Here is a 23,005-nt window from a genome sequence, read left to right as displayed (position 1 = left end):
CGCCGGACGGCCGTGCCCCCACGACGGCCGAAGCGCGTTCTGGGGACAGCCGTCCTCCTGTGGACAACGCGGGACAGCCGGGCAGCCGGGCGGCCGGAAAACCGTTGGCGCCGAACAGGGCGCGCGGCCTACACTCGGCGCCATGTCTACGCCCCGGATTTCCTAGCTCGGACACCCGCTTCCACGCCACCCGTGTGTCCTTGAGCTTCTCCGGAGCGTCAACAAATGATCATCCTTCGTGGTGTCGACGTGCGCGTCGGCGCCCGTCTCCTGCTGTCGGACGTCACCGCCCACGTCGCCCCCGGCGACCGCGTCGGCCTGGTCGGCCGCAACGGCGCGGGCAAGACCACCCTGCTGAAGACCCTGGCCGGCGAACTGCAACCGGCCGCGGGCACCATCACCCGGACCGGCCAGGTCGGCTATCTCCCGCAGGATCCCGCGGCGGCAGATCCGTCCCTCACCGTCGCCGGCCGCATCCTGTCGGCCCGCGGCCTCGACGAGGCCGAGCGCGCGCTGCGCGCCGCCGAGGCGGCCATGGCCGACCCCGCCCTGCAGGAGCAGGCGATGCGGCGGTACGTCCGGGCCGAGGCGGAGTTCGAGGCGCGCGGCGGGTACGCCGCGCAGGCCGAGGCCGCCCGCATCGCCGCCGGGCTCGGCCTGCCCGACCGGGTCATGACCCAGCGGGTCGGCACCCTGTCCGGCGGGCAGCGCCGCCGCGTCGAACTCGCCCGCATCCTGTTCGCCGGGCAGGGCACGCTGCTGCTCGACGAGCCCACCAACCACCTGGACGCCGACTCGGTGGCCTGGCTCCGGTCGTTCCTCGCGAGCCGCACCGGCGGGCTGGTCCTGATCAGCCACGACACCGCGCTGCTCGACGACACCGTGAACAGGGTCTGGCGCCTCGACGCCGACCGGGCCGCGCTGGAGGTGCACAACACCGGCTGGCGCACCTATCTGGCCGACCGCGACGCCGCCGAGCGCGGGCACGCCCGGCAGCGGGCGGTCGCGGAACGCAAGGCCGCCGCGCTGCACGCCCAGGCCGACAGGATGCGCGCCGGCAAGGCGACGGCCGTACGGGCCAAGGAGATGGCGCGCCGGGCCGACCGCATGCTGGCCGCGGTGGAGCCGGTCCGCCGCGCCGAGAAGGTCGCCCGCATCCGGCTGCCCGAGCCCGCCCCCTGCGGCCGCACCCCGCTCGGCGCGATCAGCCTGACCAAGGCGTACGGCGACCTGCGCGTGCTCGCCGGTGTGGACCTGGCCGTGGACAGGGGTGGCCGGCTGGTGGTGCTCGGGCTCAACGGCGCGGGCAAGACCACCCTGCTGCGGATCCTGGCCGGGCGGGAACGCCCCGACTCGGGCCGCGTGGTGCGCGGGCCGGGTCTGCGGCTGGGCTACTTCGCCCAGGAGCACGACACGCTCGACCCGGCACGCACCGTCGCCCAGAATCTCGCCGCCGCCGCGCCGCACCTGGGCGACGGCGAGGTGCGCCGGATCCTCGGCTCGTTCCTGTTCGCCGGGGACGACGCGGGCAAGCCCGCGGGCGTGCTGTCCGGCGGCGAGAAGACCCGTCTGGCGCTGGCCACCCTGGTCAGCTCGCAGGCCAACGTGCTGCTGCTCGACGAGCCCACCAACAACCTCGACCCGGCGTCCCGGGACGAGGTGCTGGCGGCGGTCGCCTCCTACCAGGGCGCCGTCGTGATGGTCACCCACAACGAGAAGGCCGTCGAGGCCCTGCGCCCCGACCGCGTCCTGCTGCTGCCGGACGGGGTCGAGGACATGTGGAACTCCGGTTACGCGGGTCTCGTGTCCCTGGCCTGATCTCCCGGTGCCTGATGTCCCGGTGCCTGATGTCCCGGTGCCTGATGTCCCTGGGCGGTCGCCGGCGCCAGCCGCATGCGGACGAGCATGGCGGCGCCGGCGACCGCGCCGGGCATCGCGACGACGCTGACGAGCGGCACCATGAACGCGAGGAAGAGCGGCACGCCGAACCCGAGTGAGACGGACATGTTCGACCGGAGCAGGGCGAAGCGCTCCTTGCGCCGCAGATTCCGGCGTTCCATCGCCAGGGCGGTCAGTTCGACCGTGAGGAAGAACCCGGAGACGAACGCCCCCACCACGGGCACCACGGTCTGCCCGACGACCGGCACGAAGCCGAGCACGAACAACGGCACCGAGAACAGCAGGACGTACCAGAGCGTGACGAGGCTGTCGCGGATCGACCGGAACAGGGACGACCAGAAGGGCAGGTCGCCGCCGCCGGGAAGCCCGCCGAGGTCCTCCTCGACCCGCTCCGACAGCTTCTCGTAGAACGGGTCGCCGATCACCAGCGTGACGGCGGTGAACGTCAGCACGGCGAGCGCGAGACCCGCCACGAAGATCATCAAGCCGACCAGCGTGCGGAACGCGTCGCGCCAGCCCCAGTCGTCGGCGAACGGCGTCGCCCAGGCCGCCACGTCGGTCGCGTGCGTGCCCAGCAGGACCAGCGCCACGACGTAGAGCACCAGCGCGATCAGGGCCGGGATCAGCCCGAACAACCACCAGCGGGGATGCCGGGCGACCCACCCGAGACCCCGGAAGCAGAAACCGATTCCCTCGGCGAAACCGCCGACGCCGCGCCGTCCGGCGGGCCGCCCGATGCCACTCATGGCGGGCAGGCTAGCGCCACAAGGTCGTCACCGGCACGCCCAGATCGGCGAAGAGGCGGCGAAGCAGCGGCAGCGAGATGCCGAGCACGTTCCCGTGGTCGCCTTCGATGCCCTCCACGAACCAGCCGCCCAGACCGTCGAGCGTGAACGACCCCGCCACACGCAGCGGTTCCCCGCTGGCGACGTACGCCTCGATCTCCTCGTCCGACGGCGTGCCGAACCGCACCACGGTCGCCGCCACCTCGGACACCCTGCGGCCGCCGGCCACGTCGACCACGCAGTGCCCGGTCAGCAGCCGGCCGGTCCTGCCTCGCATCATGTGCCAGCGGCGCACCGCGTTCTCCGGCGTACCCGGCTTGCCGTACGCGACGCCGTCGAGTTCGAGCACCGAGTCGCAGCCGATCACGATGCCGTCGCCGAGGGTCCGCGCGACGGCGTCCGCCTTGGCCACGGCCAGGGTCAGGCACAGCTCCTCGGGGGTGTCCGCGGTGATCGCGTCCTCGTCGACGCCGCTGACGATCACCTTGGGATCGAGCCCGGCCGCCCGCAGCACGCCGAGGCGGGCGGGCGAGGCCGAGGCGAGCACCAGTTCCGTCACACGGTGAAGCCTAGTCGCTTCTACTATGTCTGGCGTTTACCGATCACATGCGGGGGATGCCGGTGTCAAAAGCCACGGTCAAAGAGCGCGCGCGCTACTGGTTCGACAACACCATGGCCAAGGGCACGGCCGCCCTCATCGGCTGGCTGGCCCTGGTGTCGCTGGTGCTCATCGTCGTGGTCAGCGCGCTGACGGTGTGGCTGACCCCGGACGAGGCGCTCAAGTACCACGGCTGGCCGGGCGTGCTGTGGCTCTCGCTCATGCACGCCCTCAGCCCGGGCAAGATCGCCGGGGACGCCGGGACGGCGCCCTTCCTCGCGATCATGCTGGGGGCGTCCCTCGGCGGCATCTTCATCGTCAGCATCCTCGTGGGCGTGCTCTCCGCCGGCCTGCGCGGCAAGATCGAGGAGCTGCGCAAGGGCCGCTCACGCGTCATCGAGAACGGCCACACGGTCATCCTCGGCTGGTCCGAGCAGCTCTACACGATCGTCTCCGAACTGGTGAAGGCACACGCCAGCCAGCGCGGATCGGTCATCGCGATCCTGGCCGACAAGGACAAGCCGACGATGGAAGACGCCATCCGGGCCCGGGTGGGCGACACCGGCACGACACGGCTGGTCTGCCGCACCGGCAGTCCCACGGAGCCGGCCGACCTCGGCCTGATGAACCTGAGCACCGCGCGTACGGTCGTGGTGCTGTCCCCTGAGAAGGACGACCCGGACGCGCACGTCATCAAGACCCTGCTCGCCCTGGCCAAGCGAGCCGGGGACCATCCTCCGGTCATCGCCGCCATCGCCTCCTCACGCAACATGGCCGCCGCCCGGCTGGCCGGAGGGCCCGGCGTCCACCTGGTCGACAGCGACGACATCGCCGCCCGGCTGATCGTGCAGTCGTCCCGGCAGTCCGGCATGTCCGTCGTCTGCATGGACCTGCTGAACTTCGACGGCGGCGAGATCTACCTGCGCCGCGAACCCTCCTTGGCGGGCAGGTCGTACGGCCAGGCCCTCGACGCGTACGCGACCGCGACCGTCCTCGGCCTGCGCACACCCGGCGGTGTGGTGCTCAACCCGCCGCCGGACACGGTGATCGGGGCGTCCGACGAACTCGTCGTGCTCGCCCAGGACGACTCGCTCATCCGGCTCGCCAACGGCACGGCGCCCGCCGACGAACGGCAGATCGTCCCCGCGCCGGCCCCCGAGCCGGCCGCCGAGCGGACGCTGATGCTCGGCTGGAACGGCCGGGCCGCGCGAATCATCCGCTACCTGGACGGCTACGTGACCCCCGGGTCGGTGCTCGACGTCGCCAGTGATCACCCCGGCGCCGGGGCGGGCCTGGCGAACCTCGCCAACCTGACGGTGAACGTCAAGGAGTGCGACGGCACCGACAGGTACGCCCTGGAGTCCCTCGGCGTCGGCGTCTACCAGCACGTCATCGTGCTCTCCGACGATCGGTACGATCCCCGCCACACCGACACCCGGACGCTGATGACGCTGCTGCAACTGCGCGACATGCAGACGACCCTCGGCGAGAAGTACTCGATCGTGAGCGAGATGCACGACGAGAACAACCGGGCGCTCGCCGAGGTCACCAAGGCCGACGACATCGTGATCAGCGACACCGTCATCGGCCTGTTGCTCGCGCAGCTCGCCGAGAACTCTCACCTCGCCGAGGTCTTCGGGCAGCTCTTCGACTCCGCGGGCTCGGAGGTCTACCCGCGGCCGGTGGAGAACTACGTGACGACCGGCGTGCCCGTCGCCTTCCGCACGATCGTGGAGTCGGCCCTGCGGCGCGGCGAGACCGCGATCGGATACCGCGTGGCGGCGAGGATCGGCGAGCCGCCCCGCTACGGCGTCGTCCTCAACCCGGACCGGTCCCGGGCGGTGACGTTCACGCCCGGCGACTCCGTGATCGTCCTCGCCGAGCACTGAGCCCGGTCGTCCCCTCGGCTCACTCGCCGAGGCCGGCGCGGCGGGCGCGCACCACGGCCTGCGCCCGGTCGGCCACTTGGAGCTTGGCGAAGACGGACGTCAGGTGGTTCTTCACGGTCTTCTGGCTGAGGAACAGGGCGCGGGCGATCTCCGCGTTCGACTTGCCGGACGCGAGCAGGTCGAGGATCTCCCGTTCCCTGACGGTCAGCTCGGGGAACGGCGTGACGGCCGGGCCCGGCGCCAGGAACCTGCGGATGCGCCGTGCCACCGCGGGGCCGTACACGGCCTCACCCCGGGCGACCGCCCGGACGGCGGCGATGAACTCCGCCCCGCCCGTGCCCTTGAGGACGTAGCCGCGCGCGCCCGCCCGCAGGGCGGCGAACACCGAGGCGTCGTCCTCGCTCATCGTCAGTACGAGCACGCCGAGGGCGGGATCGCGGTCGATCAGCCGGCGGGTGGCCTCGATTCCCGAGGTGCCCGGCATCACCAGGTCCATCACGACCACGTCGGGCCGCAGCGACAGGGCGAGGGCGACGGCCTCGTCGCCGTCTCCCGCCTCGCCCACCACCTCGGCGCCGCCGACCTGTTCGAGCAGCGCCCGCAGGCCGTGCCGCAGCAGCGGGTGGTCGTCCACCAGCAGGACGCGCACCGGCTCGGCGGCCTCGGGATCGGCCGTGGAATCGGCCGTGGAATCGGCCGTGGCATCGATCACAGCGGCAGCACCGCCTCCACCGTCGTGCCCGCCCCTGAGGCGGACGTCCTGCGCAACACGCCGCCGAGTTCCGCGGCGCGCTCTCTCATGCTGCCCGATCCCACACCCTCGACGAGCGGCTCGGGCAGTCCCCGGCCGTCGTCGCGGACGCGCAGGACCAGTCCCTCCCGTTCGATCCGGGCGACGATCTCGATGGTCCGGGCCCGCGCGTGACGCAGGGCGTTGGCCAGGGCCTCCTGAGCGATGCGGTAGGCCGCCACCTCGACGGCGGCGGGCAACTCGGGCAGCCGGTCCGGCACCCGGACCGTGACGGCCGGACCGCCCTCCCCTGCCTCCTCCGTGTCCAGGGCCAGGTCCTCCAGGGCCCCGGCCAGGCCGAGCTCGTCCAGCGCCGGCGGCCGCAGGTCGTGAACGATTCTCCGCACGTCGCCGACGAGGCCCTGGACAAGCTGCCTGACCTCCGACAGCGACGACCGCATGGCCGGCGACATGTCCGCGGCGGTGGCCTCTATCACGTCGAGCCGTACGCCGATGGCGGCCAGGCCGGGCCCGAGACCGTCGTGGAGGTCACGGCGGAGCCTGCGCCGTTCCTCCTCCCTGGCGATGACCAGCCGCTCCCGCGACGTCTGCACCTCCGTGGCGAGCCGCACGGCGGCGAGGGCGACCGCGAGCTGGCGGCCGAGGTCGTCGAGCACGGCCAGGTCGGCCGCCGACAGGGCTTCGCCCGGCGAACGGGGGGCCGCACGCAGCTCCCCCTCCACGCGTCCGCCCACCACGAGCGGTAGCCGTACGCCGTCGACGGGGACGCCGCCCTCGGCGCAGACCGGCGTGCCGTCGGCGGCGAGCACGGCGACCGCGGGCAGCCGCAGCGTGTGCGCCACGGTCTCCGCCGCGCGGTCGAGCAGCCGCGTCGGGTCGGCCGACGACTCCAGGCGCTGGCCGAGCAGGGACAGCGCGGCGGCCGGGTCGCCCCGGTTGCCGAACAGCAGACGGCCGACGGCCCGCTGCGCGGCGTCGCGTGCGGGCGCGAACGCCACCGCGACGACGGCGGTGGCGGCGAGCGGCTGGAGGACTCCGCTCCCGGTTCGCAGGAGCGCGCCGATCGTGGCCACGGTGACCAGGTAGGCCCCCAGCAGCACGACCGTGACCAGCGCGTACACGACGGTGCGCCGGATCAGCACCTCGATCTCGAACAGCCGGTAGCGGAAGATCGAGACCGCCGTGGCCGCGGGGAACAGCGGCAGTGCCGCGGCCTGCAGCCACACCCCCACGGGTGGGTCGGGCGGCAGCAGGTTGTCGGCGACGACCGAGAGCCCCACGGCGACGACGGCCGCGAACACCGGCAGGAGGCGGCGCCTGTTGTCCGAGCGCGTGACCCGGGTGGCCAGCGCCGCGACCCCCGACAGGGCCAGCCCGGTCACCACCACGCCGAAGGCGACCTTCGCGACGGGATCCGTGGGAACGAACCCGAAGGAGCTGGGCACCTCGTGTCCCCAGACCCAGATGCGGTCGCGGAGCATGAGCATGACCTGGAGCACCGCCATCGCCGCGACGGCCGCGACCAGCACCGGCCGCCAGCGCGGCGACGGCAGCCGTCCGTCGGGCAGCAGCAGCGGCAGCAGCAGGAGCGGCCCGAACCCGGTGAAGAACACCCAGTTCGTCACCCACGCGGCGAGCAGGGCGCCGGGCAGCCCGTGCGGCTCGGCGTACGCGGCGTATCCCCCGGACAGCGCCTGGAGCGCCAGCCCGGCGCCGCTCAGGCAGAACAGCCGGCCGATGGGGTGCCGCGGCCACCGCGACAGAATCAGCACGCCGACCGCCGGGCAGGTCAGGCCGACGACCGCGTCGAGCACCAGATAGGTGGTGTCGGGCGCGGGCACGGCCGCGGTGAGTGCGACGCCGGCGACGACGGCCGCCCCGCACAGGACGGGGATCGCCCAGAGCCATCGGGACCACGCACCGCTTCGCATCAGGACATCATTGGACATTCCTCACCTCGAAGGGAATGGGACCCGGGTCCCGTCCCACCCGGGACCCCCTTGGGCCCGGACGCCGGGACGGGAACGGGACCCGGCCCTCAGGCGGACGGGACCGCCGGGGCGCTGGAATCGGCCCATGCGAACGAACACGTCACCCGCCATCCCCATCGAGGCCACCGCTCCCGCCGCCCGCGAGCCGCGGCTCGCGGTGTACGGCGTCACCCTGGCCGTCCTCGTGCTGCCCGTCGTGGCTCTCGCCGTCTCGCAGGGCGCCGACCTCGACCGGATCGGCGACGCCCCGATCGGCACCCAGATCGCCGTCTACAGTCAGGCGTTCATGCCCGCGCTCGCCGCGCTCGTCGCGTGCCTGGCCGGTGGCGGTGTCCGCGCCCTGGACTGGGGCTTCCACCGGGTGCCCTGGCGCACGCTCGCCGCCGCGTGGGCCGTGCCCGTCCTCGGCACCGGCCTCGCGTACGGCACGGCCTGGCTGACCGGCGCCGCCCACTTCGACCCGGGCAACCTCGCCGCGTCCACCGGGCTGCATCCGGCGCTCGGCGTGCTGCTCGGCCTCGTTCCCGGCGTGGCGCCGTTCGTCGTCCTGGCGCTCGGCGAGCAACTCGGCTGGAGCTCCCTGCTCGTCACAAGGCTCGCCGCGCGCAGGGGCCCGGCCGCGACGGCGGTGATCCTCGGCCTGGCCTGGGCCTCGTTCCACTACCCCCTGATGCTGTTCGTGCCGGGGGCGGTGGAGGAGGGCGTGCCGGTGCCGTACGCGCTGCTGATGTTCACGCTCCAGACGGTCACGCTGGCCTTCCCGCTCGTGTGGCTGCGCCTCCGTACGCGGAGCATCTGGCCGGTCCTGGTGCTCCACGCCACGATGAACGCGTCGCTGTACTTCGTGGCCGAGGCGATGACGTCGGCGCACGGCAGGTCGGCCTGGATGGTCGGCGAGGGCGGCGCTCTCACCACCGCCGGGCTGGCGGTGGCCGTGCTCCTGACCAACCGCCTGTGGCGGCGCCCGCGCTCCTGCTAGAGCGCCTTGACGGAGGACATCACCTTGTTGATGTCGTGCCAGCGCTTCTTCTGGCTGTCGGGGATCGTGACGAACACGACGGCGGGTTTCTTCTCCGGCACGTCCACGAGGGCCAGCGCCGCGGCGGAGACCCGCTTCTTGCCCTTGAGCGTGTAGTGCACGGTGTAGCCCAGCAGCCAGCCCTTCCGCTTGCCCGCCTTGATGGGCTGGGAAGCCGTCCAGGTGATCGTCGCGCCCGAGGGGTGGTGGTTCAGCGTCCATCGGGCGGCCAGGAAGGCGGTGTCGCGCAGCGTCTCCTGCTCGGGGATCGGCACGGGGCAGGAGACCAGCATCCCGCGGTACGACGCGCCCTTGGCCTTGGGCAGCAGCTGACGGGAGGCGAACGGCGCGGGCTTGGCCAGCGCCCATGCCTTTTTGAAGCGGGGCAGGGCGACGCCGGAGCGCCGATCCTTGACCAGGCCGTGGGTGGCGGCCGCCCGGCCGGGCAGGCTGCGCAGCCTGCGGCTGTTCTTCGGCAGCGCGGGCACCCGGGGGTCCTTGAGGGCCGCGGCCAGCGCGGGATCGACCGCGTCCGCACTGGCCGCGGGGCTGGCGACGGCGCTCACGGCCGCGCTGGGCGCCGCGCTCGCCCCGCTGCTGGGCAGAGTGCTGGACAGTGGACTCGACAGGGGGCTGAGACCGGGCGTGGCCACCGCGCCGGCGGCCGGGGCGGCGGCGCCCGACGCGGACGAGGCCGATACGGCCGAGGGGACGACGGCGGCCGCGGAGTGACGCGGCGCGGCGGCCGTGGTGGCGGGGTCGTCCCGGTTCAGCAGCACGACGGTCGCGCCCGCCCCCAGGACGACGACTCCCGCGGCGACCGCGATCGCCCGGTAGACCACCCGCATCGGCAGGTCCCCGAGGCCCTTGGACGAGCTCGCCGGTGGCGCCGCTACAGGGACCGTGATCTTCGGTAGCGGAGTGGTCTCGGCCTCGGCCGCTATGTAAGAGGGGACGGCCTTCGTCCCATAGTCCCCAGGTGACACGATCGGGAGCGTACGGCATATCCCGGTATTTCGGGTGCCTTCCCCATCACACTTCGGGAACGCCCACCCGCAGCCACGGCGCGTCGGCGACGACCGTCGCGGAGCCCGGTTCGATCTCGGTGAACCCGGCGTCCCTGACCACCGGCAGCCCGCTCGCGGCCAGCGCGTCCCACCGGGCCGGGCCGGCCGTCCTGACCCGTACGGCGAAGCCGCGCTCGCGCCAGGCCGCCCTGTCCGCCTCGCCCGCGCCCCACCAGGCGAACTGGGCGCCGTGGCCCGCCTGGGCCATCGCCTTGCCCGCCGTCATCTCCAGGCGGGGGTTGATCCAGAGCACCACCTCATCGGGACCCCCCTCCGGCGGGGCGGCGTCGTCGGACAGCTCGGTGCCCGACACCTGGAGCCGGGCGAGGTCGCGCGGCCAGTCGTCGAGCGGCACGGGAGGATGCACCCGCACCTCGGCCGTGCGCACGGTGACGGTGATGCCCGGCAGGGCGAGCGCCCGCCGCCACTCGGCGCCGCGTGCCCGCCTGACCACCTTCCTGATCCGGCCGTCCTGCCACTCGGCGACCTCCTGCGGCCACTCGCCGTTCTCCGCGCTGTCGAGCAGGCGCACCACGGCCGTCGCCGCCGCCTCCAGCGCGTCGGTGCGCTGCGGCGGCGCGGCCCGCTCGATACGTACGACCAGGGGAAGAACACGTTCGGTCACCCGACAAGGATCGCAGCTTCGCCGCGATCCCGGACACGCGTGACGATACGGGACGACATGAGCGCGGCGAGCAGGCACAGCACGCCCGCGCCGTACCACGCCAGGTCGTAGTTCCCCAGGTGGTCGCGGGTGACCCCGGCCACGGTGGCGACGACGGCCGCGCCGACCTGGTGGGAGGCGAAGACCCAGCCGAACACCACCGCGCCGTCCGCGCCGAAGATCCTGCGGCACAGCGCGACGGTCGGCGGCACGGTGGCCACCCAGTCGAGGCCGTAGAAGACGATGAAGACCAGCATGCTCGGCTCGGCCGTGGCGGCGAACAACCGCGGCAGGACCAGCAGCGACAGCCCGCGCAGCGCGTAGTAGACGACGAGCAGGAGCCGAGGGTCCACCCGGTCGCTCAGCCAGCCGGAGAAGACGGTGCCGGCGATGTCGAAGACCCCGATGACCGCGAGCAGCGAGGCGGCGGTGGTCTCGGGCATGCCGTGGTCGTGGGCGGCCGGGATGAAATGGGTGCCGACCAGTCCGTTCGTGCTCGCGCCGCAGATGGCGAAGCCGACGGCGAGATACCAGAAGTGCCGGGTGCGGGCGGCGTCCCGCAGCACGCGGACGGCCCGCGCGGCGGCGCCCTTGGCCGGCGTCCGCACGACCGGCTCGGTGGCGCCGAGCGCGGTCAGGCCGATCTCCTCGGGGGTGTCGCGGAGCAGGAACAACACGAGAGGGACGACGGCGAGCGCGGCTCCCGCCACCGTGACCGAGGCCCACCGCCAGCCCTGCATCTCGGCCAGATGCGCGAGCACCGGCAGGAAGATCAGCTGCCCGGTCGCGCCGCCGGCCGTCAGCACGCCGGTGACCAGGCCGCGGTGCCGTACGAACCAGCGGTCGGTCAGCGTGGCGGCGAAGACGAGCGCCATCGAGCCGGTGCCGAGCCCGACCAGGACGCCCCAGAGCGCGATGAGCTGCCAGCTCGCGGTCATGAACACGGTCAGGCCGCTGCCTGTCGCCACCAGCAGCAGGGCGCATGCGACGACGCGGCGCATGCCGAAGCGGTCCATGAGCGCCGCCGCGAACGGCGCGCACAGCCCGTAGAGCATGAGATTGATCGACACCGCGAGGGAGATCGTGCCCCTCGTCCAGCCGAACTCGTCCTCCAGCGGCGTGATCAGCACTCCCGGCGTGGCGCGGAACCCGGCCGCCCCGATGATCGCGACGAACGCGACGGCGGCGACGATCCACGCACGATGCAGCGACTTCATGACGAGCATCGTCCCGTTGTGCCCGCCTTCGGGGACAGTGGCCGGGAGGTCAACATGTGAAAGAATCGGGCCATGCACCGTGTCGCCGTACTGGCCCTGGACGACTTCGCCACCCTCGATCTGGGCATCCCCGGGCAGGTGTTCTGGGCCGCCCGCGACCCGGGCCCGCTGTACGAGGTGGTCACCTGCACCCCGGGGGGCCGCCCGGTGCGCGGCCAGGCGGGCTACAGCATCGTCCCCGACCACGACCTGAGCGTGCTCGCGACGGCGGACACGGTGGTGGTGCCGGGCGTCCACAGCGGGCCTCCGCTGGAGGACGGCACGCTCGACGATGAGGTGCGCACGGCGCTGTGGGGCGTCGCGGGGCGCGCCCGGCTCATCTCGATCTGCACCGGGGCCTTCGTGCTGGCCGCCGCGGGCCTGCTCGACGGGCGTCCGGCGACGACGCACTGGCGCAACGCCGCGGACTTCCGTGCGCTGTTCCCCCGCGTACGGCTCGATCCCGACGTGCTGTTCATCGACGACGGCGACGTGCTGACCTCGGCGGGCGTGGCGGCGGGCATCGACCTGTGCCTGCACGTCATCCGGCGCGACCACGGCAGCGAGGTGGCCAACCGCACCGCCCGCCGGTGTGTCACCCCGCCGTTCCGGGAGGGCGGGCAGGCCCAGTACATCGAGCGGCCGCTGCCCGATCCCGCCGGGACCACCACCGCGCCCACCCGGGCGTGGATGCTCGAACACCTGGAGGAACCCGTCAACCTGGCCGCCCTGGCCGCGCACGCCCGCATGAGCGTGCGGACGTTCACCCGCAGGTTCCGGGAGGAGACCGGGCTCAGCCCGGCCAGGTGGCTCGCCGGGCAGCGGATCGCGCACGCCCGGCACCTGCTGGAGACCACGGATCTGCCGGTCGACGCGATCGCCAGGAAGGCCGGTTTCGGCAGCGCGGTCTCACTCCGCCAGCACCTCCACGCCGCCGTCGGTGTGTCCCCCCTGGTCTACCGGCAGACGTTCCGCACTCCCGCCGTCATCGGCTGATCAGTGTCAACGGCGGTTGCCCGCGGCCGGGCCGCGCCAGGCGTACGCGGTCCACGTTCGGCGAGATGTCGGTAGATGCCGGAGACCGTTTCGGCGTCCATCAGAACACCGAGAGCCGCCCTCCGGACGGAGGACGGCTCTTTCGATGGTTCAGCCATGGTGGAGCTATGGGGATTCGAACCCCAGACCCCTTCCATGCCATGGAAGTGCGCTACCAGCTGCGCTATAGCCCCTTGCCCACGCCGCGTCGGCGGCGCTCCGCCAGTGTATAGGACTTCCGCGGCGTGGGTGTAACCGAGAAGTGGGCGACGGCGGCGGCCGGCTCTGCGGCCGGGGTGTGCGTTACGGCGGACATGCCGACCAGGGTGCCCGGCAGCCCTGCCACCACAGAAGCCCGCTAGGGGCCGGCGTACCGGAAGGCGTTCCGGCGTTAGGGGATCGCCAGCGAGAACCAGACGGTCTTGCCTCCGGCGACCCGGCTGGTCCCCCAGTGCTCGGCGAGCTGGCTGACCAGGTAAAGGCCCCTGCCGTCCTCGTCGAGCAGGCCGGGCTCGCGCACCACAGGCAGCCGGTGGTCGTCGTCGCTCACCTCGCACAGCAGGTGGTCGGTGCGCAGCAGCCTGACGGTGATGGGCCGCGAGGTGTGCTGTACGGCGTTGGTGACGAGCTCTCCGGCGAGCAGTTCGGCCACCGGGGTCATCGGCGCGAGACCCCACGAGTCGAGCGTCCGGCGGACCAGGCCGCGAACGCGCCCCGGCGCCGTCGGCTGGGGCTCCAGCAGCCACTGGGCGACGTGCTCGCTGGGGATGCCGCGGAACCGGATGGCCAGCACGGTGACATCGTCGGTCCTCGCGGCGGACAGCACGTCGTCGCTCAGCGCCTCGATCGAGTCGCCGTTCGCCAGTTTGCGGCGCAGCGCCTCCACGCTCAGCCCGATGTCCTGCCCGCGCTCCTCCACCAGCCCGTCGGTGTAGAGGACGAGCATGCTGCCGTCCTCCGCCGCGATCTCCATCGTCTCGAACGGCGTGCGGCCCAGCCCGATCGGCGGGCACCGGGGCGGCGAAAGCACCTCCGCCTTGCCGTCCGGTCCCAGCAGGATCGGCGGCAGGTGCCCGGCGCTCGCGATCGTGCACCTGCGCAGCACCGGGTCGTACACGCAGTAGACGCAGGTGGTGAGCGTCTGCGCGGCCAGGCGCTGCGCCATCTCGTCGAGCGAGTGGAGCACCTGCTCGGCCGGCAGGTCGAGCGAGGCCAGGGTCTGCACGGCCGTGCGGAGCTGGCCCATCACGGCCGCGGCGGCCAGCCCGTGTCCCATCACGTCGCCGATGACGAGCGCCACCCTGCTGCCCGGCAGCGGGATGACGTCATACCAGTCGCCGCCCACCCGCTCGGCGGCGGGCTTGTAGCGGTAGGCGATCTCCAGCCCGGGCAGGTCGGGCGGGTCGCCCGGCCGCATCCCGCGCTGGAGGGTCTCCAGCGTCTCGTCCTGCTGGCGGTCCCGCCGCCCGTGGAAGAGGGTGAGCGCGGCGGGCGCGGCGAACTGCCCGGCGGCGAGCACGTGGGCCTCCTCGAAGGGCGGCCGCCCGGCGTCGCGCGCCAGCAGCGCGCAGCCGACCGGCTTGCCGTACGCGCGGAGGGGCACGGCGAGCAGGTGCCCGTCGAGCAGGGCCGCCTCACGGATCCCGTCGCCGGCCCAGCGCGGCGGCAGCCGTCCGTCGGGGTCGACCCGGTGCCAGACGGCGCCGTCCACGTAGAGCGCGGCGGCGTCGGCCAGCCTCGGCACCACCGCCTCGCAGAGGACTCTGGTCGCCTCCTCCGGGCCCTGGCTCTCGCCGATGGCCCGGACGATCCCGCTGACGTGGTTCAGCACAGAGAACGGTTCCCCGTCTCCCGACACGGGTGCGGCCGCTCAGAATTGGCCACGCCGGCAGTTGACGAAGAGCTGGATCTCCGGCGGCGCCTGCGTGGTCGCCGGAGCGTACGAGAGGTGATTCTCCGACAGCACGCTGAAACCGGCGGCTTCGATGACCTCGCGCAACTCGTCGCGCAGATATCCGGTCACCCGCACCGGAGCGCCGAGAAACTGGAAAGGAACGTCGTCGAGGTCGATTTCCACCATGCTCAGCGAGAACAGGCCGCCGGGGGCGAGCAGGGCATGGATCTTGCCGAGCGCCTGCTCGATCTCGGCCCGCGGCAGCATGAGCAGGCTGAAGAAGGCCGTCACGGCGTCGAACACGCCGAGCGAGTCGTCGAGGTCGAGCACGTCGCGTTCGAGGAACGTCCCGGTCGGCACGTTCTTCCGCGCCAGGTCCAGCATGACCGGCGAGATGTCGATGCCGGTCACCTCGCAGCCCGCCTCGGCGAACTGCTGGGCCGTGGGCGCGCCCGTGCCGCAGCCCACGTCGAGGACCCGCGCCCCCGGCTTGAGCTGCTTGATCATCCACTCTCCGGCGGCCACCTGGCCTTCCTTGTGCGGGAAGGCCTCGTCGTACCGGCCGCCGATGCGGTTGAACGCCTCAGCCTGGATGGCGCGGTACTCCTGACGCGGATTGTCCGATTCTGATTCGATTGTCATCGTTGCCGCCGTTAATGATCAGCCGTCTTTTGCCTTCTTCTAGATAGGGGACTACACCCGAACAAGTCAAGACATTGCGCGGCCAATTGGGCTTTTCGGCCATCAATTGTGTCAAAGATCATTGTCAACTAGACGGTTTGGCATACTGATATACCAAACGCGGGAGGTTCACATGATCGATGAGGTCCGCGACGCGCTGCGCGGCGTGGTCGCCGTCACCGTCACCCCGTTCGACGACGGCGACCGGATCGACGAGCCGGCGCTCGCGGCCGTCGTCGAGCGGCTGACCAGGGGTGGCGTACGCGCGCTCACCCCCAACGGCAACACCGGGGAGTTCTACTCACTGGACGACGACGAGCTGTCCCGGGCCGTCGCCGTCACCCGGAGGGCCGCGCCGGACGCCGTCGTGATCGCGGGCGTGGGCCACGAGGTGCGCCGGGCCGTACGGCTGGCCACGGACGCGGCCCGGCAGGGCTGCCAGGCCGTCATGGTCCACCAGCCGGTGCACCCCTACCAGTCGGAGGCGGGCTGGACGGCCTACCACCGGGAGATCGCCCAGGCGGTGCCCGACCTCGGGGTGGTCTGCTACGTGCGCTCCCCCGCGGTGACCGAGCGCGCCCTGCGGGACCTGCTCCACGAGTGCCCCAACGTGGTGGGAATCAAGTACGCCGTGCCGGACCCGGTGGCCATGGCCGTCCTCGCCGCCGCCGTGGAGGGCGAGGCCGAGGGGCCGGTCTGGCTGTGCGGGCTCGCCGAGACCTGGGCGCCGTTCTTCTGGCCCGGCGGCGCCGAGGGCTTCACCTCGGGCCTGGCGGTCATCGCCCCCGAACTGTCGCTTGAACTGCACGCCCTGCTCCGGGCGGGCGACCGGGCGGGCGCGGCGAAGGTGTGGCGGCTGCTCAAGCCCATCGAGGATCTGCGCGGCAGGAACGGCGGCGAGCACAACGTCTCGGTGGTCAAGGAGGCGCTCGCGCGACTCGGCGTGTGCGGCAGGGCCGTACGCCCGCCGATGACCGAGCTGACCGGCCCTGACCGGCAGAGGGTTTCGGACATCCTGCGCACGCTCGCCTGAGGTCCGTTTCTAGGTGAGGCGGGCGACCGAGCGCTCGATGTGGCGGCGGGTCAGCCGCTCGGCGAGCGCGGCGTCGCCCGCCTCGACGGCGGCGAGGATCGCCTCGTGCTCCCCGTGCTCGTCCGGCCACGTGGGCCGGTCCCGCCACAGCACGGTGACGCTGCCGAGCGCGGCGAGGTCCTGCAGGGTGTCGAGCTGGGCGACCACCAGTTCGTTGCCGCACCGGGCGTACAGCTCATGATGGAAGCGCCGGTTGGCCAGGCTGAGGGCCGCCGTGTCGGCGCCGGCGAGCAGCGCCCGCGCCTCGGCGAGGGCCGCCCGCGCGCCGTCCGTCGCATGTCCGGAGACCGCCGTCCGGCCGATCGCCCACGGTTCGAGCAGCAGCCTGACCTCGTACGCCTTCCGGAGGTCGGCGCGGCCCACCACGCGCACCGTCACCCCCCGGTTCGGGCCGATCACGACCAGGCCGGTGGCGGCCAGCCCGATGAGCGCCTCCCTGACGGGCGTCTTGGAGACCCCGAGCCGCTCGGCCAGGCGGCGCTCCACCAGCGTCTCCCCCTGCGCGAGGCGTCCGGACAGGATCGCGGTGCGGATCGCGTCGGCGACCAGGTCGGTGCGGGTGGTCGACTTGGTCACCGGACTCAGCACGTGCTCAGCGGTCATGCGTACCGGTATACCAATCCCGATCAGTCGACGTCCGGCTCGGGCGCCCCACCCGACCCCCTCATGAAGTCGAGGTCGCACCCCTCGTCGGCCTGGAGGATGTGCGCCTCGTGCAGCGCGCCGTACCCGCGGGTGTAGCGCGGGGGCGGCGGCGTCCACGAGCACCGCCTGCGGTCGAGCTCCTCGCCGGCGACCTCCAGCGTGAGCCGCCGCGCCTCGACGTCGAGGGTGATCGGGTCGCCGTCCCGCACCAGCGCCAGCGGCCCGCCGACGTGCGACTCCGGGGCGACGTGCAGCACGCAGGCGCCGTAGCTGGTGCCGCTCATCCGCGCGTCGGAGATCCGCAGCATGTCGCGCACTCCCTGCTTCAGCAACCGCTCCGGGATCGGCAGCATGCCGTGCTCGGGCATGCCGGGGCCGCCCTTCGGCCCGGCGCCGCGCAGCACCAGCACGCTGCCGGGTGTGACGTCCACCTCGTCGATCCGCCGCAGCAGGTCCTGGTGTCCCTCGAACACCACGGCGGGGCCGGTGTGCCGCAACAGCCGCGGCTCCGCGGCCACATGCTTGATCACCGCACCGCCCGGCGCGAGGTTGCCGCGCAGCACGGCCAGCCCGCCCTCCGGCGACACCGGGTCGTCCCTGCGCCTGATGACCGTGTCGTCGTACGGCTCCCGCGTCGCGACACCCCGGCCGTTCACCGTGGGCCGGTCGAGGTGGAGCAGGTCGGCGATCCTGTGCAGCAGCGCGGGGACACCGCCCGCCCGGTGGAAGTCCTCCATGAGGAACGCCCCGCCTGGCCGTACGTCCGCGAGGACGGGCACCCGGCGGGAGGCGGCGTCGAAGTCGTCGAGCGTGAGGTGCACCCCGCTGCGGCGGGCCATCGCGATCAGGTGGATCACCGCGTTGGTCGAGCCGCCCAGGGCCAGCACGGCGGTCACCGCGTCGCGGTAGGCCCTCTCGTCCAGCACCTGCGACGGCCGTGGACCATGCCAGGCCAGGTCCACCGCGAGGCGCCCGCTCGCGGCGGCCATCCGGGTGTGCGCCGACAGCACGGCCGGGATCGAGGCGGCGCCCGGCAGCGTCAGCCCGAGCACCTCGGCCACGGAGGTCATCGTGGACGCCGTGCCCATCGTCATGCAGTGGCCGGGCGAGCGGGCGATGCCCTCCTCGATCTCCGCCCACTGCTCGTCGCCGAGCCGCCCCGCCCGTCGTTCGGCCCAGTATTTCCACATGTCGCTCCCGCTGCCGAGCCGCTGCCCGCGCCGGTCACCGGGGAGCATCGGCCCGCACGGCACGAAGACGACCGGCAGGTCCGCGCTGATCGCGCCCATGACGAGCGCCGGGGTGGTCTTGTCGCACCCGCCCATGAGCACGGCCGCGTCGACGGGATAGGAGCGGAGCACCTCCTCGGTCTCCATCGCGAGCAGGTTCCGGTAGAGCATGGCCGTGGGCTTCTGGAACGTCTCCCCCACCGCCATGACCGGCAGCTCCACGGGGTAGCCGCCGGCCTGCCAGACGCCGCGCCGGACGTCCTCGGCCCGCTCACGCAGGTGCATGTGGCAGGGGTTGAGCTGGCTCCACGTGTTGAGGATGCCGACGACCGGCTTGCCGAGGTGCTCCTCGGCCGCGATGCCGAGCTGCCGGGTCCGTGCCCGGTGACTGAACGACCTGAGGCTGTCGGTGCCGTACCAGCGATGGCTGCGCAGCTCTTCCGCTCTCACTCGCTCGAACGTACGTCCCGGATCCCGGTATATCAAGATATCTTCGGCGCACGGCCGTCGCCCGCCGTGGGGAGTCGCAGGCGCGCTAGACGTGCTCCATGACGATGACCGCCGTCGTGTCGGGTTCGAGGGCCTCGAAGATGTGCGGGGCGTCGCCCGGGTAGGCGATGTAGTCGCCCGGCCCGAGCTCGACCGGCTCCTCCGCGGGCCCGGCCAGCGCCCGCCCGGTCCCGATCAGGAGATGCTCGACGGTGCCGGCCATGTGCGGGTCGGAGGTGCGCGGCCGCCCCGGCTGGGCCGAGATGCGGTACAGGTCGCGCCGCGCGTGCGGCGGGCACGAGGCCAGCAGGGTGGCCGCGTAGCTGGCCTGCTCGGAGTAGGTCGCGGGCCCCTCCCCCGCCCGGATCACCCGTACGGCCGGCCGGGGCGGGTCCACCAGGCGGCTGAACGGCACGCCGAGCGCGACCCCGAGCGCCCACAGCGTCTCCACGCTCGGGTTGCCGACGCCCGACTCCAGCTGGGAGAGCGTGGACTTGGCGATGCCCGCGCGCCTGGCCAGCTCGGTCAGCGACAGACCGGCACGCTCGCGCTCCCTGCGGATCGACGTCGCGATGAGCGCGATCAGGTCGAAGGACGGCCTCTCAGCCACGTGTTCGCTCCACACTTCCGCTTGTTCGACTTGACGAACCAGGCATTCGCTGTTCACTCTACTGGACATGCATTCGCTCTGGCGAACACTCGATCGCGGCACGCTCCGCGACATCGCCCTGGTATGCCTCGCCGACGCCATGGTGGGCGCCGCGTTCGGCGCGATCGCCGTGTCCGGCGGCCTGCCTCCGTGGGTGCCGGTCGTCATGTCCCTGCTGGTGTTCGCCGGAGGCGCGCAGTTCGCCGCGGTCGGCGTGGTGCTGTCCGGCGGCGCCCCGATCGCCGCAGTCGCCGCCGGCCTGGTGCTGAACGCGCGTCTGCTGCCGTTCGGCTTCGCGATCGGCGACGTCCTCGGCGGCCGGTGGTGGACACGCCTCACCGGCGCACACCTCATGACGGACGAGGCGGTGGCCTTCGTGCTGCGCCACGACGATCCCCGCCGGCGTCACGCCGCGTTCTGGGCCTGCGGGCTCGGCCTGTTCGTCAGCTGGAACGCGGCCGTCGTGCTCGGCGCGCTGGCCGGGCGCGGCATCGGCGACACCGCCGCCCTGGGCCTGGACGCGGCCTTCCCCGCGGTGCTGCTCGCCCTCGTCCTGCCCTCGCTCGCCGAACGGAACGTCCGGAACGCCGCCTCACTCGGCGCGGTGGTCGCGGTGGCGGCCACACCGTTCCTGCCCGCAGGCCTGCCGGTGCTGCTCGCCCTGACCGGCCTGGTGCTCGCCACGCGCGCACCGGCGCCGCTGCCCGACCAGTTGCCCGACCAGGAGGTCCGCTGATGCCCCTGCTCGCCGTCGTCGCGCTGGCCGCCGGAACCTACGCGTTCCGCCTGGCCGGGCCGGTGCTGCGTCACCGGCTCCGGCTGCCCGGCCGCCTGCGCCACCTGCTGTCCGTCGCCGCGACCGTGCTGCTCATCGCCCTGGTAGCCACCTCGGCCCTCACCGAGGGGCACGGCTTCGCCGGATGGGCCAGGCCCGCCGGGGTGCTCGTCGCCGGGATCCTCACGCTGCGGAAGGCGCCGTTCCCCCTGATCGTCGTCCTGGCCGCCGCCACCACGGCGGTCCTCCGCCTCCTCGGCGTCCCCTGAGACGTCATGGCTTTCCGGCATGAAAAAGGGCGGTCTATTGACCGCCCTTGAGGTGTGGTGGAGCTATGGGGACTCGAACCCCAGACCCCTTCCATGCCATGGAAGTGCGCTACCAGCTGCGCTATAGCCCCTTGCGACGCAGTCAGTGTATAGGAGTCCGCGCGGGGACGGTAACCGGACGAGCCGATGTCACACAACGGCGGGCATGATACGTCTGGCGTGACATGACCATTGAAGTCTTCACCGCGCACCGGAACCTGCTCGTCGGTGTGGCGTACCGCGTCCTGGGCAGCGCCGCGGACGCGGAGGACGTGGTCCAGGAGGCGTGGTTGCGCTGGGCGGAGGTGGACGCCGCGTCGGTGGCCGACCCGAAGGCCTACCTCGTGCGCGTCACCACCAACCTCGCCATCGACCGGCTGCGCCGGGTGCGGGCCAGGCGGGAGGCGTACGTCGGGCCCTGGCTGCCCGAGCCGGTCGTCACCGCGCCGGACTCCGGGGAGTCCGCGGAACGCGCCGACAGCGTCGAACTGGCCCTCCTCGTCGTGCTGGAGACGCTCTCCCCGCTGGAACGGGCCGTGTTCGTCCTGCGGGAGGCGTTCGGCTTCTCCCATGCCGAGATCGCCGAAATCCTCGGCCGGGGCGAGCCCGCCGTACGGCAACTCGCCAGACGCGCCCGTGACCACGTGCGCGAGCGCAGGCCGCGCTTCGACGTGGACCGGCGCGAGCGGCGCAGGATCACCGAGCGCTTCACCGCGGCCTGCGCGGAAGGGGACATCGAGGGCCTGACGGCGCTGCTCGCCGCGGACGTCCGCATGGTCGGCGACGGCGGCGGCAAGGTCCGGGCCCCGCTGCGGGAACTGGCCGGCGCCGTGCGGGTCGCCCGCTTCCTCGTCGCGATCGCGAGCACGGAGGGCCGCCGGCGCTTCCTGGCCTCCATCGGCGCTTCCTCGGGCATGGAGATGGACCTGGAGATCGCCGAGGTCAACGGCGGGCCCGCGATCGTCGCCCGGCTGGACGGCCGTCCCGTCACGGTCATCTCGCTGGTGATCACCGATGGTCTGGTGGACACGGTCTATCTCATTGCCAACCCGGACAAGATGTCACGGTTCGGGGTCCGGGATGCGTCCGGGAGCGCATGAGAGAAAACATCACGATCGTGGGCGGCGGGCTCGCCGGGCTGACCGCCGCCATCGCCTGCGCGGAGGGCGGTGCGGCCGTCGTCCTGCACGAGGCGCACCACACCCTCGGCGGGCGCGCCCGCTCCACCGCTACGCCGTACGTCGCCAACGACGGCACCCACGTCTTCTACTCCGACGGCCTGCCCTGGCGGTGGCTGGACGAGCGGGGGCTGGTCCGGCCGTACGCTCCGCTGCGGCCGGGGCACCTGGCCCGGGCGCGGTTCCGCCGGGGCGGGAGGCTGACCGGGCGGCCCCCGGCCGGGCTGCTGCGGATGATCCTCCGGCGTGGTCTCAAGGCGCCGGTGGACGAGGACTTCGGTTCCTGGGCCACCCGCCGCTTCGGCGCCGAGGCCGCGCGGGCCGCCGCCGGGCTGCTGGGAGTCGTCACCTACGACGCCGACCCCGGCCGGCTGTCGGCGGCCTTCGCCTGGGAGCGGCTCCAGCGGGCGTTCGCCCCGCGCTACCCGTCGGTCCGCTACGTGGTCGGCGGCTGGGGACGGGTGATCGACCGGATGGCCGCGCGGGCGCGCGACCTCGGCGTACGCATCGAGACCGGGTCGAGGGCAGACCGGCTGCCGGAGGGACGAGTGATCGTCGCCACCTCCCTCGACGCCGCCCGCGGCCTGCTGGGCGACGACTCGCTGCGCTGGGAGAGCGGCCGGGCGGTCCTGCTCGACCTCGCGGTACGCGCCGACCCGCGGGACCTGTTCCTCGTCAGCGACCTGGACGAGGGCGGCTTCCTGGAGCGTTACTCGCTGCCCGACCCGTCCCTGGCCCCGCCCGGGGAAAGCCTCGTCCAGTTGGAGATGCCGATGCGTCCCGGCGAGCCGAAGGCCGTCGCGCTCGGGCGGCTGGAGCGGGTCGCCGACCTCGCCCTCCCGGGCTGGCGCGGGCGGGTCACCTGGCGCCGCGACGCCGTGGCCGCAGGGCGCAGCGGCGCGCTCGACCTTCCCGGCACGTCGTGGCGCGACCGGCCGGCGGTCGAGCGCGGCGACGGCGTCTGGCTGGCCGGCGACCAGGTGGCGGCGCCCGGCCTGCTCGCCGAGGTGTCGGTCACCAGCGCGCTCACGGCGGCCAGGGCCGCCCTCGCCGCCCGATCGCTGTCCCGGCGGGCGGCCTGACGCAGGAAACGGGCCCTTCCCCCGGAGGG

21 protein-coding genes and 2 tRNA genes are annotated in these 23,005 nt (G+C 73.1%); 9 read left to right on the top strand and 14 right to left on the bottom strand.

The window, feature by feature from the left end:
- The first annotated feature begins 225 nt into the window (after positions 1–225).
- Entirely contained in the window at positions 226–1,818 is a 1,593-nt protein-coding gene (locus ABZ857_RS21905) for an ABC-F family ATP-binding cassette domain-containing protein (RefSeq protein WP_357045618.1), read from the top strand.
- Here the strand turns inward: ABZ857_RS21905 and ABZ857_RS21900 are convergent.
- The gene (locus ABZ857_RS21900; RefSeq protein ID WP_357045616.1) at positions 1,791–2,645 is read right to left on the bottom strand and encodes an EI24 domain-containing protein; all 855 of its coding nucleotides are present in this window, start codon (positions 2,643–2,645) and stop codon (positions 1,791–1,793) included. The genes ABZ857_RS21905 and ABZ857_RS21900 overlap by 28 nt on opposite strands.
- 10 nt (positions 2,646–2,655) lie before the next feature.
- On the bottom strand, positions 2,656–3,243 hold the full coding sequence (locus ABZ857_RS21895; RefSeq protein ID WP_357045614.1) for a nucleoside triphosphate pyrophosphatase: 588 nt from the start codon (positions 3,241–3,243) through the stop codon (positions 2,656–2,658).
- A gap of 56 nt (positions 3,244–3,299) precedes the next feature.
- On the opposite strand from ABZ857_RS21895, the gene ABZ857_RS21890 reads away from it, so the two are divergent.
- Entirely contained in the window at positions 3,300–5,171 is a 1,872-nt protein-coding gene (locus ABZ857_RS21890) for a potassium transporter TrkA (RefSeq protein WP_357045612.1), read from the top strand.
- 19 nt (positions 5,172–5,190) lie between these two features.
- Here ABZ857_RS21890 and ABZ857_RS21885 read toward each other — a convergent pair whose 3' ends face one another.
- Together ABZ857_RS21885 and ABZ857_RS21880 are read right to left on the bottom strand one after the other, a co-directional pair.
- Positions 5,191–5,880, bottom strand: coding sequence for a response regulator transcription factor (locus ABZ857_RS21885; protein WP_357045876.1), 690 nt, complete (start codon positions 5,878–5,880; stop codon positions 5,191–5,193).
- On the bottom strand, positions 5,880–7,853 hold the full coding sequence (locus ABZ857_RS21880; protein ID WP_357045610.1) for a sensor histidine kinase: 1,974 nt from the start codon (positions 7,851–7,853) through the stop codon (positions 5,880–5,882). Before ABZ857_RS21880 ends, ABZ857_RS21885 begins: the two co-directional genes overlap by 1 nt.
- Positions 7,854–7,998: 145 nt before the next feature.
- Here ABZ857_RS21880 and ABZ857_RS21875 point away from each other — a divergent pair, with 145 nt between their 5' ends.
- Positions 7,999–8,892, top strand: coding sequence for a CPBP family intramembrane glutamic endopeptidase (locus tag ABZ857_RS21875; RefSeq protein WP_357045608.1), 894 nt, complete (start codon positions 7,999–8,001; stop codon positions 8,890–8,892).
- Here ABZ857_RS21875 and ABZ857_RS21870 read toward each other — a convergent pair.
- Genes ABZ857_RS21870 through ABZ857_RS21860 form a run of 3 tightly spaced genes read right to left on the bottom strand, consistent with a single transcriptional unit; the run spans position 8,889 to position 11,879 of the window.
- Complete coding sequence (locus ABZ857_RS21870; RefSeq protein ID WP_357045606.1) at positions 8,889–9,917, bottom strand: hypothetical protein; 1,029 nt, start codon at positions 9,915–9,917, stop codon at positions 8,889–8,891. The genes ABZ857_RS21875 and ABZ857_RS21870 overlap by 4 nt on opposite strands.
- Before the next feature lie 46 nt (positions 9,918–9,963).
- The gene (locus ABZ857_RS21865) at positions 9,964–10,623 is read right to left on the bottom strand and encodes a peptidyl-tRNA hydrolase (protein ID WP_357045604.1); all 660 of its coding nucleotides are present in this window, start codon (positions 10,621–10,623) and stop codon (positions 9,964–9,966) included.
- A complete protein-coding gene (locus ABZ857_RS21860; RefSeq protein WP_357045602.1) occupies positions 10,620–11,879 on the bottom strand; it encodes an MFS transporter in 1,260 nt (419 codons plus the stop codon). Before ABZ857_RS21860 ends, ABZ857_RS21865 begins: the two co-directional genes overlap by 4 nt.
- A 72-nt stretch (positions 11,880–11,951) precedes the next feature.
- Between ABZ857_RS21860 and ABZ857_RS21855 the strand changes: the two genes are divergently transcribed.
- Positions 11,952–12,914 carry a helix-turn-helix domain-containing protein gene (locus tag ABZ857_RS21855; protein ID WP_357045600.1) on the top strand — a complete coding sequence of 321 codons (963 nt, stop codon included), beginning with the start codon at positions 11,952–11,954 and terminating at the stop codon, positions 12,912–12,914.
- Between the two features lie 157 nt (positions 12,915–13,071).
- Here ABZ857_RS21855 and ABZ857_RS21850 read toward each other — a convergent pair.
- The 3 genes from ABZ857_RS21850 to ABZ857_RS21840 all read right to left on the bottom strand — a co-directional run bounded on the left by ABZ857_RS21850 (position 13,072) and on the right by ABZ857_RS21840 (position 15,489).
- A tRNA-Ala gene (locus ABZ857_RS21850) sits at positions 13,072–13,147 on the bottom strand.
- Between the two features lie 197 nt (positions 13,148–13,344).
- Complete coding sequence (locus ABZ857_RS21845) at positions 13,345–14,784, bottom strand: ATP-binding SpoIIE family protein phosphatase (protein ID WP_357045598.1); 1,440 nt, start codon at positions 14,782–14,784, stop codon at positions 13,345–13,347.
- A gap of 39 nt (positions 14,785–14,823) precedes the next feature.
- Complete coding sequence (locus tag ABZ857_RS21840; protein ID WP_357045596.1) at positions 14,824–15,489, bottom strand: class I SAM-dependent methyltransferase; 666 nt, start codon at positions 15,487–15,489, stop codon at positions 14,824–14,826.
- A 172-nt stretch (positions 15,490–15,661) separates the two neighbouring features.
- Between ABZ857_RS21840 and ABZ857_RS21835 the strand changes: the two genes are divergently transcribed.
- Positions 15,662–16,561 (top strand): dihydrodipicolinate synthase family protein, encoded by a 900-nt coding sequence (locus ABZ857_RS21835; protein ID WP_357045594.1) that lies wholly within the window; start codon positions 15,662–15,664, stop codon positions 16,559–16,561.
- A 9-nt stretch (positions 16,562–16,570) separates the two neighbouring features.
- Here the strand turns inward: ABZ857_RS21835 and ABZ857_RS21830 are convergent, their stop codons facing one another.
- From ABZ857_RS21830 to ABZ857_RS21820, 3 genes are all read right to left on the bottom strand, one after another.
- Entirely contained in the window at positions 16,571–17,224 is a 654-nt protein-coding gene (locus ABZ857_RS21830; protein WP_357045592.1) for a GntR family transcriptional regulator, read from the bottom strand.
- Positions 17,225–17,247: 23 nt separating this feature from the next.
- On the bottom strand, positions 17,248–18,945 hold the full coding sequence (locus ABZ857_RS21825) for an IlvD/Edd family dehydratase (protein ID WP_357045590.1): 1,698 nt from the start codon (positions 18,943–18,945) through the stop codon (positions 17,248–17,250).
- Between the two features lie 85 nt (positions 18,946–19,030).
- Complete coding sequence (locus ABZ857_RS21820) at positions 19,031–19,594, bottom strand: XRE family transcriptional regulator (RefSeq protein WP_357045588.1); 564 nt, start codon at positions 19,592–19,594, stop codon at positions 19,031–19,033.
- A 67-nt stretch (positions 19,595–19,661) separates the two neighbouring features.
- On the opposite strand from ABZ857_RS21820, the gene ABZ857_RS21815 reads away from it, so the two are divergent.
- Positions 19,662–20,369, top strand: a complete 708-nt coding sequence (locus ABZ857_RS21815) for an AzlC family ABC transporter permease (RefSeq protein WP_357045586.1) — start codon at positions 19,662–19,664, stop codon at positions 20,367–20,369.
- Positions 20,369–20,677: an AzlD domain-containing protein gene (locus ABZ857_RS21810; protein WP_079316094.1), complete on the top strand. Its 309-nt coding sequence runs from the start codon at positions 20,369–20,371 to the stop codon at positions 20,675–20,677. The genes ABZ857_RS21815 and ABZ857_RS21810 overlap by 1 nt, the downstream gene beginning before the upstream one ends.
- Before the next feature lie 55 nt (positions 20,678–20,732).
- On the opposite strand, the gene ABZ857_RS21805 is transcribed toward ABZ857_RS21810, so the two are convergent.
- Positions 20,733–20,808 (bottom strand) — tRNA-Ala (locus tag ABZ857_RS21805).
- Positions 20,809–20,901: 93 nt separating this feature from the next.
- On the opposite strand from ABZ857_RS21805, the gene ABZ857_RS21800 reads away from it, so the two are divergent.
- Positions 20,902–21,816 (top strand): RNA polymerase sigma-70 factor, encoded by a 915-nt coding sequence (locus ABZ857_RS21800; protein ID WP_357045584.1) that lies wholly within the window; start codon positions 20,902–20,904, stop codon positions 21,814–21,816.
- A complete protein-coding gene (locus ABZ857_RS21795) occupies positions 21,813–22,976 on the top strand; it encodes an NAD(P)-binding protein (RefSeq protein ID WP_357045582.1) in 1,164 nt (387 codons plus the stop codon). Before ABZ857_RS21800 ends, ABZ857_RS21795 begins: the two co-directional genes overlap by 4 nt.
- Positions 22,977–23,005 lie beyond the last annotated feature (29 nt).

Origin of the sequence: Microbispora sp. NPDC046933, assembly GCF_040644635.1 — a bacterium.
Lineage (GTDB): Bacteria > Actinomycetota > Actinomycetes > Streptosporangiales > Streptosporangiaceae > Microbispora.
This window is presented reverse-complemented; position numbering and strand designations above follow the sequence as displayed.

What these genes read in the sequence shown, in the direction of transcription:
- ABZ857_RS21905 (WP_357045618.1), top strand. Translation starts at nt 226, where the DNA reads ATGATCATCCTTCGTGGTGTCGACGTGCGCGTCGGCGCCCGTCTCCTG.
- ABZ857_RS21900 (WP_357045616.1), bottom strand. Translation starts at nt 2,645, where the DNA reads ATGAGTGGCATCGGGCGGCCCGCCGGACGGCGCGGCGTCGGCGGTTTC.
- ABZ857_RS21890 (WP_357045612.1), top strand. Translation starts at nt 3,300, where the DNA reads ATGCCGGTGTCAAAAGCCACGGTCAAAGAGCGCGCGCGCTACTGGTTC.
- ABZ857_RS21880 (WP_357045610.1), bottom strand. Translation starts at nt 7,853, where the DNA reads ATGCGAAGCGGTGCGTGGTCCCGATGGCTCTGGGCGATCCCCGTCCTG.
- ABZ857_RS21875 (WP_357045608.1), top strand. Translation starts at nt 7,999, where the DNA reads ATGCGAACGAACACGTCACCCGCCATCCCCATCGAGGCCACCGCTCCC.
- ABZ857_RS21860 (WP_357045602.1), bottom strand. Translation starts at nt 11,879, where the DNA reads ATGAAGTCGCTGCATCGTGCGTGGATCGTCGCCGCCGTCGCGTTCGTC.
- ABZ857_RS21855 (WP_357045600.1), top strand. Translation starts at nt 11,952, where the DNA reads ATGCACCGTGTCGCCGTACTGGCCCTGGACGACTTCGCCACCCTCGAT.
- ABZ857_RS21840 (WP_357045596.1), bottom strand. Translation starts at nt 15,489, where the DNA reads ATGACAATCGAATCAGAATCGGACAATCCGCGTCAGGAGTACCGCGCC.
- ABZ857_RS21835 (WP_357045594.1), top strand. Translation starts at nt 15,662, where the DNA reads ATGATCGATGAGGTCCGCGACGCGCTGCGCGGCGTGGTCGCCGTCACC.
- ABZ857_RS21830 (WP_357045592.1), bottom strand. Translation starts at nt 17,224, where the DNA reads ATGACCGCTGAGCACGTGCTGAGTCCGGTGACCAAGTCGACCACCCGC.
- ABZ857_RS21815 (WP_357045586.1), top strand. Translation starts at nt 19,662, where the DNA reads ATGCATTCGCTCTGGCGAACACTCGATCGCGGCACGCTCCGCGACATC.
- ABZ857_RS21810 (WP_079316094.1), top strand. Translation starts at nt 20,369, where the DNA reads ATGCCCCTGCTCGCCGTCGTCGCGCTGGCCGCCGGAACCTACGCGTTC.
- ABZ857_RS21800 (WP_357045584.1), top strand. Translation starts at nt 20,902, where the DNA reads ATGACCATTGAAGTCTTCACCGCGCACCGGAACCTGCTCGTCGGTGTG.
- ABZ857_RS21795 (WP_357045582.1), top strand. Translation starts at nt 21,813, where the DNA reads ATGAGAGAAAACATCACGATCGTGGGCGGCGGGCTCGCCGGGCTGACC.